This is a genomic window from Cellvibrio sp. (genome assembly GCF_053579595.1).
The window spans coordinates 1-9577 of the sequence record NZ_JBRFPI010000160.1; the positions used below are offsets into that span (position 1 = coordinate 1).

The window sequence follows — 9577 nt, forward strand, 5'->3', positions numbered from 1 at the left end:
AGAGCCGGTTGTGAGTCGGGTGATCATTAATGATCGAACGCGCAAGCACTGCTAAATCCTTTGCCGTAGTCAAGTGACCTTCAGCAGGCCAACCGGTTGAGTTTTCAAAATGGGTATTTACCATGCCGAGTTGAGCGGCTTTTTGATTCATAGAATCAACAAACGCGTCTTCATTGCCGGAAACATATTCAGCGAGCGCTACGGTTGCGTCGTTGCCCGATTGGATAATCACACCGCGCAACAAATCGATAACGGACACTTGTGTGCCCTCTTTTACGTACATGCGCGAGCCGCCCATTTTCCAGGCTTTTACGCTGATGTTCACCATAGCATCTTCAGTGATGCGGCCTTTTTCAATTTCATCAACCACCAAATAACTGGACATCATTTTGGTGAGGCTCGCAGGAGGTAAACGCTGTTCGGAATTGCTCTCGGCCACAATGCTGCCAGTAGTAGCATCAACCAAAATAAAACCGGTCGCAGCCAATTGGGGCGCTGCCGGAATAACCACTGGCTTTTGTTCGACGACTTGGCCAGGTGTCGGTGTAGGCAAAGTAGCAGATGGAACTGGCGCGGCTGGCTGCTGCGCAAAGGTGAGACCTGAGCTGACCAGCAGAACACTGGCAAATAATTTTTTAATCATGGTTGATTAACACTCTGTAAAACGAAATGGAAAAGAAAATTTGAATTCGCGAATTGTAACAGTAAAGCAGCGGCGTGAATCAAACCTGAATTTCATGCGCTGACGCCACAGGATTTATTGATAAACCACATGCGCTTCAAAAATTTTAATGCGCGCCAATTGGTCGCGTGCATCTTGCAAACTTTTTGCGTCTTTAAATGGGCCAACGCGCACGCGGTGTACCTGTTTAGGTTGTGCCGCAGATTTAATGATGACCGGATAAGTCAGTTTGCTACCTACACTCGCCGCAAATTGCTGTGCAGAATCTTTTTGGCTGAATGCACCCAACTGTAAATAAGTACCCGCCGGTAACGCGGGTTCAAGATTTTTAGGAGTTTTACTATCGGCGCGGCGCGGTATAGGTGCAGCATCACCAGGCAACGCAATTTCTACTTCAACTCTGCCGGTACCCGTTTTATGGATACCAATGCGCTGCGCTGCAGCGTAACTCAAATCCACAATACGCCCCTGGTGAAACGGGCCGCGGTCATTAATACGCACAACGACGCTTTTGCCATTATCCAAATTGGTCACACGCACATAGGATGGGATCGGCAAGGTTTTATGTGCACCGGTCATGGCGTACATATCGTAGCGTTCGCCATTGGACGTATTGTGGCCATTAAATTTATTGCCGTACCAGGAAGCGTAGCCGCGCTCGCGATAGGAACTTTCATCTTTGATCAGGTGATAGGTTTTGCCGAGCACAGTGTAAGGATTTTTATTGCCTGCCCGGGTGCGTGTTTCATAGCGCGGCACAGCATCGGGCACGTGCGACATATCAATTTCTTCGCTTGGCCCAAAATCCTTATCGTGCTCATAGCGGCCGTCATTGGGGTTGTATGGCTCAGAGGATTTAGTGGTATTACCGGACTTGGGTTTATTGCCCGAACAGGCCGCCAATAAAACACAGCAAATAAATACCAGTGCGATATTTCTTTTTTGTATTTTATTGGCAGAGCCAGTTCGGGGCATCGACAGCATTAGTGTACAGCTCCCACTGATGGCTTATCGGCTTTACGCATCGCTTGTTTGATCTCAAGGCTTAAATCGTACACCGCCATGGCATACATGGGGCTGCGGTTGTAGCGGGTAATGGTGTAGAAATTCTGCAAACCGAGCCAATATTCCAAACCATTGGCGCCATCAAATTCAATCGCAATTGCCGGTGTATTACGGGCAATTTTTTTGGTAGATGTGATGCCCGCTTTTTTCCAATCCCTCACTTTAATACTGGGTAGTTCTACTTTGTTAAATGACTCATTGGCCAAGAGAGCATCGCGCGCTTTGGTCAACCTGGCTGGAACCACCACCGTTTTGCCGGTTTGCCAACCATGTTGTTTGAAATAGTTGGCGACACTGCCAATCGCATCGGTGGGATTATTCCAAATATCGGTAAAACCGTCGCCACTAAAATCGACAGCAAAATTGCGGTAGCTTGACGGCATAAATTGGCCATAACCCATAGCGCCTGCGTAGGAGCCTTTGAATTCCAACGGATTGTGTTTTTGCTCGCGCGTGAGAATAAAATAATTCACCAATTCAGAGCGGAAAAACGGTGCGCGCGGAGGGTAATCAAACGCGAGAGTGGTGAGCGCATCAATCACATACCAGCTGCCGGTATTTTTGCCGTAGTTAGTTTCCACACCGATAATCGCCACAATAATTTCGGCGGGCACACCGTATTCTTTTTCGGCGCGCGCCAGTGCGGCGCGATGCTCATTCCAAAACGCAACACCATTGGTGATGCGCGTAGGCACGATAAAAATCGGGCGATATTCTTTCCAGGTTTTGGATTTTTCTGCCGGGCGCGCAATAGCATCCAGGATGGGCTGGCGCTTTTCCGCCTTGCTCAACCACTGATTAATTTCATCGGCCGTAAAGCCGTGTTGCTGCACCATTTCATCGACAAAACCGGCCGCCAGTGGATGTTGGCTATAATCAGCCGCCGCAACAAAGCTAAAGCTTGCCCCTGCTAAAACACTCAGGCACTTTTTTGAAACGCTGTAACAGAAAGACAACATAAAACCTCGTTTAACGCATTTTCCTATCCACTAACCGGCGGTATAGGGATCAAGACTGGGGTGTCATTACCCGTTTTTTCTCGGTGGCAATCGCCATCAACAAACCAAAACCTGCAAAGAGTGCAACAATCGCCGTACCGCCCTGGCTGATCAGGGGTAAGGGTACACCGACCACCGGCACTATGCCTGACACCATACCCATATTGACGAACACATAAACAAAAAACGTTGAACTCACGGCAGCGGCGAGCAAGCGGCCAAAACTGCTTTGTGAGTTCACCGCAATCATCAAGCCGCGAATAATGACCATCGCATAAATAGCGAGCAAGAGTATCACCCCGAGCAAGCCAAACTCTTCTGACATGACCGCAATAATAAAATCCGTATGGCCTTCAGGCAGGAAATCCAGGCGCGATTGGGTGCCTTCCATCCAGCCTTTGCCCGATAGGCCACCAGAGCCGATGGCAGTTTTTGACTGGATAATATTCCACCCGGTCCCGAGCGGATCCTGGGTGGGGTCAAGCATGGTCAGCACCCGCTGGCGCTGGTAATCGTGCAACATAAAATGCCAGATCGGCCAAAGGCTCGCACCAAACACCACCACTGCAGCAGCGATATAACGCCAAAGCAGGCCGGAGAAAAACAACACCATAATGCCCGAAGTAGCGACCAGGATGGAGGTACCCAAATCCGGCTGCTCTATAATCAGGGCTGTAGGTAAACCAATGAGCCCCAGCGCGACAACGACTTGAGTGAAACGTGGCGGCAAAAAGCCCCGGCTAAGGTAGGCTGCGATAGTGATCGGCATGGCGAGTTTCATAATTTCCGATGGTTGAAAACGGAAGCTGCCGAGTTGCAACCAGCGCTGGGCGCCCATGGAAATATCGCCAAAAATAGTAACCGCCAGCAATAACAAAACTCCACCAACATAGGCGACGGGCGCCATGCGCCGCATAAACTCGACCGGAATCTGCGCGACTATAAACATAGTGACATAGGCAATCATAAAAAAAGTGCCCTGCTTTTCCACACTCGGCAGGTTGTGCCCACTGGCGCTGTAGAGCACAGTCAAGCCAATCACCGTCAGCAACATCAACAGCAGCAGCAGGAAAAAATCGATGTGCAGGCGCTCGGCCAGGCGCGCGCGGCGACTGAATGCACTCCCCGCTTCGGGCATGCGCCGCAGGAAATCCTGTTTACTCATGAGCGGTCTCCGGAACCTTCACAGGCGCGGTGGACGAGGATGAGCCAGCTTGCACCGCTGCTTTAGCCGGTAACTCCGCCTCTTTGGCCACCTGCACCGCTTTGCGTTCGGCGATATAGTTGTTGAGGCGCTTGATAATAGCGGCATGGTGAAACCCTACCGGTGGAACAAACTCATCCGCTTTGAGGTAATAGCCGAGAATTTGGGCATCCATCATCGCACGCGCAACTGGCGCCGCCTGGCTGGAACCGCCCTCGGCGTTTTCAAGCATCACCGCGACCGCAATTTGCGGTGCCTCAACCGGGGCAAAGGCCACAAACAATGCGTGGTCACGATGACGCTCTTTCAGCAGCGCCGAGTTGTATTTGGCGTTTTGGGCGATAGCCACTACCTGCGCCGTACCCGACTTGCCCGCCATGCGGTATTCAGAACGCTCCGATACCCGCCGCGCTGTGCCGCGAGCACCGTGCATTACCTCTTCCATGCCACCGATAATCGCATCCCAGTATTCGGGTTTGGTTTCGAAAATCTCATCGACAATCGGCTCATGCACCTGATCGCCAATTTTCTGGATAAATTGCGGCCGGTAGCGGACACCGCGGTTGGCGATGGTGGCAGTCATCACCGCCAATTGCATGGGCGTTGCCAGCACCATACCCTGCCCAATCGAAATATTGACCGTATCGCCCGGGTACCAAGCCTCGCGCCGCGCCGCACGCTTCCACTCGCGCGATGGCCACAGGCCTTTGCGCTCGCTAGGAATATCGATACCGGTAAGGTTACCGAGGCCAAAATGGGGGCCAAAACTACTGATATGATCGATCCCCATGCGGTTGCCCAGATCCCAAAAATAAGTATCACAGGATTGGGAAATGGCCGCTTTGAGATCCACCCGGCCGTGGCCACCGCCGGTTCTGGCTAGCACCCAATCGCGATAGAGACGGGAACTGCCGGGCAAGGTAAATACGCCGCGGTCCGAAATGGCGCGATTGACATCGGTAAAACCCGTATGCAAACCAGCCAGACCAATCACCGGCTTTATGGTTGAACCGGGAGGATACTGAGCCTGTAAAAAGCGGTTGAATAAAGGGGTATCTATGTCTTCATTGAGGCTTTTGTAATCGCGATAACCAATGCCTGTCACAAAGAGGTTAGGGTCAAAACCGGGATAGCTCACCGCCGCCAATACCCCGCCGGTCTTCACATCAATCGCCACTACTGCGCCGCGCCGACCACGCATGGCAGCGACGGCAGTCTCTTGCATACGCGCATCCAAATGCAGGCGCAAATCGCTGCCCTGTTTGGAATCGATCCGATCGAGAATGCGCATAACACGGCCACGCGCATTGGTCTCAACATTCTGGCTACCCACTTCACCCAGCAGCACATCTTCGTAACTCGCCTCGATCCCAATCTTGCCGATGGCGTGGGTACCGGAATAGCGCTGCAATTGCTCGGGCGTAAACGCATCGACTTCCTTTTCACTAATGCGCCCGGTATAGCCAATCACATGGGCAAACATATCCTTATGCGGATAGTTGCGCACCAACTCCGCATTCACTTCTACGCCATCCAACAAATGCTGATTTACCGCAAGGCGCGCAATTTCTTCTTCTGTGAGGCGATAGCGCAGGGGAACCGGGTCGAGTTTATGGCGGCGCTGTTTTTGCGCTTTATAGAACTTCCCCAAATCCGAAGCGCTAATTTCAATCAGACCTTTAAGCAACTCAATCGTGTTGTTCAATTCGGTGGCGTCAGCACTGACGACCGAGAGAGTAAAACTCGCTTTGTTATCGGCAAGTAATTCGCCATTGCGGTCAAAGATCAAACCGCGCGTAGGCGGAACTGGCTGGACGTGTACACGATTGCGATCAGATTGGGTGGCGTACTCTTCGTAATTGACGATTTGCAAATCGTAATAGCGATACACCAGGACTGACACCAACAGCAGCATAAATACCGCCATCACCAGTACGCGGCTGCGAAATATTTTTGCCTCGCGCTGGTGATCTTTAAACTGTTGGGATTCTTGCATGTTCGGGTCGGGAACTCGTATAAATCAAAGTTGATGTTGTTGTAGGTTTTTTTTAATCTGGTCTTGGCGACATCATTATTTGTGATACGGATGATTCTGCAAAATCGTACAGGCTCGATAGAGTTGCTCGATCACCAAAATGCGCACCAGCGGATGTGGCAAAGTAAGCGGTGAGAGCGACCACTTTATTGTCGCCAACGCCAAGCACGCTGGCGCCAAACCATCAGGACCGCCGATCAACAATGAATAATTTGATCCGCTCATTTTCCAGCCCGCGAGATTTTCCGCGAGCTGCTCGGTACTCCAGGGTTTGCCTTTGACCTCAAGTGCAATCACTTGTTCGTCTTTGCCGCCTTTTTCAATCACCGCGAGCATGGCCTCGCCTTCTTTTTCCATCGCCTTGGCAATATCGCTATTTTTACTGCGCTGGGCGAGCGGCAATTCCACCATTTCTACCGTGACATCGCGCGGCATACGTTTAGCGTATTCCGCATAGCCAGCTTCAACCCAGTCGGGCATTTTGGTGCCCACAGCGATAATGCGAATGCGCATAACGATTACTTATCCAGGCCTGGCTCAACCGCGACTGGCCGGCTTCATCGACCAGAGCTTTTCCAACTCGTAATAATCGCGCGCTTCCTGCTGCATTACATGCACAACGGTATCGCCGTAGTCCACCAACACCCAATCGCCGGTTTCCAAACCTTCAATGCCCAGTGCGCGGAAGCCGGCTTTTTTGGTTTCTTCCACCAAATTTTCAGCCAATGAACGCGAGTGACGGCTGGAGGTACCGCTGGCAATAATCAGGGTGTCCATCACATCGGTGAGTTCGTGTACATCGAGCGTCACTATGTCTTTGCCTTTGAGGTTTTCAAGGGCGTTAATGATCGCTTTGTTTAAATCTGACATTCAGTTACCTATTAATAAAAATTCAAAAAATAAAATGCAAAAAAGATTAATCAAGAGCGCAGCTTATTGATAAAGACCATTGCTGCGAATGTAATTCCACACACCATCGGGCACTAAAAACTGCGGCGAATGTCCCGTGCGGATTTGCGCGCGAATATCAGTGGCGGAGATGGGCAGTAGCCGCTGTTCCAACAACACAATCGCACCCGCTGACCTTTGCGTAATCGCCGCATTATCAGCGCGGCAGGATTGCAACAAATCTACCACTGCTCCCGACTCCGGTAAAAAACCACCGGGACGCGCAACTACTACGATATGTGCCAACTGCAACAATTGCGTCCAGTTATGCCAGGTGTCGAGCGTTGCAAAACTGTCCATTCCCATACACAAACACAAACTGGTTTGCTCGCCTACTTCAGCGCGCATTTCATGCAGGGTGTCGTAAGTATAGGAAGGTTTATCGCGCAGCAACTCATGCTTATCTATTCGCAATTCCGTGCAGCCTTGCAACGCTATCTCCAGCATGTCCACGCGCTGGATTGCACTCGCCCCGGGTGTTGGACGATGCGGCGGCAAGTAACACGGCAGCAAACGCATTTCATCCAACTGCAGCTGCTGTTTTATTTCCAGCGCCATGCGCAGATGGCCGATATGGATCGGATCAAAAGTGCCGCCGAAAATACCGAGGGTTTTGCGCATGAACAGCAACCCCCTCCCTAGGAGGGCGCCCGGCTAGGGTGGGGGTTACGCACGAATGTGTCCATCGCCAAACACAACCCATTTTTGCGAGGTCAGACCTTCGAGGCCAACGGGGCCACGGGCATGGATTTTGTCGGTGGAGATACCAATCTCCGCACCCAGACCATATTCAAATCCGTCAGCAAAACGAGTCGAGGCATTGACCATCACTGACGCGGAATCTACTTCGGTAATAAACCGGCGGGCGCGAGTGTAGTCTTCACTCACAATTGCGTCGGTATGTTGCGAACTGTATTGGTTGATGTGGGCGATGGCCTCATCCAAACCGGACACAATTTTGATCGACAAAATCGGCGCGAGATATTCAGTCGCCCAATCTTCTTCAGTCGCCACATTGGCGCTGATCAGGTCGCGGGTCTTTTCATCGCCGCGCAGCTCAACACCTTTTTCAGCGTAAGCAGCAGCGAGGCGCGGCAGAATTTGCGCGGCAACTTGCTCATGCACGAGCAATGTTTCCATCGCATTGCACACACCGTAGCGATGGGTTTTGGCGTTCATGGAAATGGTGAAGGCTTTGTCGAGATCCGCTTTATCGTCGATGTACACATGGCAAATGCCATCGAGGTGTTTGATCACCGGCACTTTGGCATCGCTGCTGATGCGCTCAATCAAGCCTTTGCCGCCGCGCGGAACAATCACATCCACAAATTGCGGCATGGTAATTAGTTCGCCTACAGCTGCACGGTCAGTGGTTTCCACTACTTGCACTACATCGGCGGGCAAACCAGCCGCTTTTAAGCCCGCTTGCAAACAATTGGCGATGGCGCGGTTGGAGTGAATGGCTTCACTGCCGCCACGCAAAATCGCCGCGTTACCGGATTTTAAACACAGACTCGCTGCATCAATGGTCACGTTGGGGCGCGATTCGTAAATAATCCCGACCACCCCCAAAGGCACGCGCATTTTCCCAACTTGAATACCGCTCGGACGATAGCTCATACCGGTGATTTCACCGCAAGGGTCAGCCAATGCTGCCACTTGGCGCAGACCTTCAATCATACCGTCGATAGTCGCTGGCTTGACTGCCAAGCGGTCGAGCATAGCTGCGTCAAGGCCATTTGCTTTGCCAGCTGCCAAGTCTTTTTGATTCTCGGAAACCAGCGTAATACGCGATTTATCCAATTCGTTGGCAATCGCCAACAGCGCTTTGTTTTTCAATGCGGTGGGGGCAGCAGCGATCACACGAGAGGCGATACGCGCTTTGCGGCCGAGCCCGGCCATGTATTCTTTGACGTTCAATTCAGACATGAAACAACCTGTTGCGGGCAATTCAGAAAAAATGGCCGCGATTATAACCCGAGTTGCGCACACTTTTGGCGCTGAAGCTGGCTTTATTTCCGCGATTCTGACTCTTTAACGCGGTTTATCCGGATTGCGACCGAACGCACAAGATTGCTCGGTGATATTTCAGTTTTCGTTCATCTTAAAAGGCTTAGTCTGGATCCACTCCCAACCAACCGGGAGCCACCATCAACCATACGAGATATACATCATGAAAAGCCTGTTATTAATCAGCACCCTGGCCAGCAGCCTGTTGCTGGCTAACAACGCCCTGGCTGATCGCGACCGTCACCATAAGCACAGACACCACGACCACCATCGCCATTCTTACCAAGTGGTTGAGTACACCGAATATGCGCGCGTGGTTTCGAGCAGACCGATTTACCGCACCGTCGCTGTAGAAGTACCCATGGATTCCTGCCATGTCGAAACGGTGGCCTACAGCGAGCGTCAACGCGGCGGCGATTCTTTTGAAGGCACCGTAGTGGGTGGCTTGATCGGTGCGGCGATTGGCCATGAAGTTGGCCGTAGCGGTCATGCAACGGCTGCCGGCGGCTTGATTGGTGCAGCGATTGGCAATGATGTGGCAGGCGGTAGTCGTCGCGTAACGCGCTATGAAGATCGCGAAGCGTGCAACACGCGCTACCGCACCGAATACGAACGTCAGTTGGTCGGTTATGATG

General features: G+C 51.8%; 10 protein-coding genes. 1 reads left to right on the forward strand and 9 read right to left on the reverse strand.

The window, feature by feature from the left end; translation table 11 throughout:
- From ACWA6V_RS11255 to ACWA6V_RS11295, 9 genes are all read right to left on the reverse strand, one after another.
- Window positions 1–643: D-alanyl-D-alanine carboxypeptidase family protein (locus ACWA6V_RS11255; protein WP_449522572.1), on the reverse strand; the 643-nt coding region annotated here is incomplete at its 3' end.
- Window positions 644–757: 114 nt separating this feature from the next.
- On the reverse strand, window positions 758–1666 hold the full coding sequence (locus ACWA6V_RS11260; RefSeq protein WP_449522573.1) for a septal ring lytic transglycosylase RlpA family protein: 909 nt from the start codon (window positions 1664–1666) through the stop codon (window positions 758–760).
- On the reverse strand, window positions 1666–2706 hold the full coding sequence (gene mltB, locus ACWA6V_RS11265) for a lytic murein transglycosylase B (RefSeq protein ID WP_449522574.1): 1041 nt from the start codon (window positions 2704–2706) through the stop codon (window positions 1666–1668). The genes ACWA6V_RS11260 and mltB overlap by 1 nt, the downstream gene beginning before the upstream one ends.
- A 49-nt stretch (window positions 2707–2755) precedes the next feature.
- Window positions 2756–3910: a rod shape-determining protein RodA gene (rodA, locus tag ACWA6V_RS11270; RefSeq protein ID WP_449522575.1), complete on the reverse strand. Its 1155-nt coding sequence runs from the start codon at window positions 3908–3910 to the stop codon at window positions 2756–2758.
- On the reverse strand, window positions 3903–5945 hold the full coding sequence (gene mrdA, locus ACWA6V_RS11275) for a penicillin-binding protein 2 (protein ID WP_449522576.1): 2043 nt from the start codon (window positions 5943–5945) through the stop codon (window positions 3903–3905). Before mrdA ends, rodA begins: the two co-directional genes overlap by 8 nt.
- Window positions 5946–6020: 75 nt before the next feature.
- Entirely contained in the window at window positions 6021–6497 is a 477-nt protein-coding gene (gene rlmH / locus ACWA6V_RS11280; protein WP_310067289.1) for a 23S rRNA (pseudouridine(1915)-N(3))-methyltransferase RlmH, read from the reverse strand.
- 24 nt (window positions 6498–6521) lie between these two features.
- Complete coding sequence (gene rsfS / locus ACWA6V_RS11285; RefSeq protein ID WP_449522577.1) at window positions 6522–6854, reverse strand: ribosome silencing factor; 333 nt, start codon at window positions 6852–6854, stop codon at window positions 6522–6524.
- A gap of 63 nt (window positions 6855–6917) precedes the next feature.
- On the reverse strand, window positions 6918–7553 hold the full coding sequence (gene nadD / locus ACWA6V_RS11290; RefSeq protein WP_449522578.1) for a nicotinate-nucleotide adenylyltransferase: 636 nt from the start codon (window positions 7551–7553) through the stop codon (window positions 6918–6920).
- Between the two features lie 45 nt (window positions 7554–7598).
- Window positions 7599–8852: a glutamate-5-semialdehyde dehydrogenase gene (locus ACWA6V_RS11295; protein WP_449522580.1), complete on the reverse strand. Its 1254-nt coding sequence runs from the start codon at window positions 8850–8852 to the stop codon at window positions 7599–7601.
- A gap of 253 nt (window positions 8853–9105) precedes the next feature.
- On the opposite strand from ACWA6V_RS11295, the gene ACWA6V_RS11300 reads away from it, so the two are divergent.
- Window positions 9106–9577: glycine zipper 2TM domain-containing protein (locus ACWA6V_RS11300; RefSeq protein ID WP_449522579.1), on the forward strand; the 472-nt coding region annotated here is incomplete at its 3' end.

What these genes read in the sequence shown, in the direction of transcription:
- ACWA6V_RS11260 (WP_449522573.1), bottom strand. Translation starts at nt 1,666, where the DNA reads ATGCTGTCGATGCCCCGAACTGGCTCTGCCAATAAAATACAAAAAAGA.
- mltB (WP_449522574.1), bottom strand. Translation starts at nt 2,706, where the DNA reads ATGTTGTCTTTCTGTTACAGCGTTTCAAAAAAGTGCCTGAGTGTTTTA.
- rodA (WP_449522575.1), bottom strand. Translation starts at nt 3,910, where the DNA reads ATGAGTAAACAGGATTTCCTGCGGCGCATGCCCGAAGCGGGGAGTGCA.
- mrdA (WP_449522576.1), bottom strand. Translation starts at nt 5,945, where the DNA reads ATGCAAGAATCCCAACAGTTTAAAGATCACCAGCGCGAGGCAAAAATA.
- rlmH (WP_310067289.1), bottom strand. Translation starts at nt 6,497, where the DNA reads ATGCGCATTCGCATTATCGCTGTGGGCACCAAAATGCCCGACTGGGTT.
- rsfS (WP_449522577.1), bottom strand. Translation starts at nt 6,854, where the DNA reads ATGTCAGATTTAAACAAAGCGATCATTAACGCCCTTGAAAACCTCAAA.
- nadD (WP_449522578.1), bottom strand. Translation starts at nt 7,553, where the DNA reads ATGCGCAAAACCCTCGGTATTTTCGGCGGCACTTTTGATCCGATCCAT.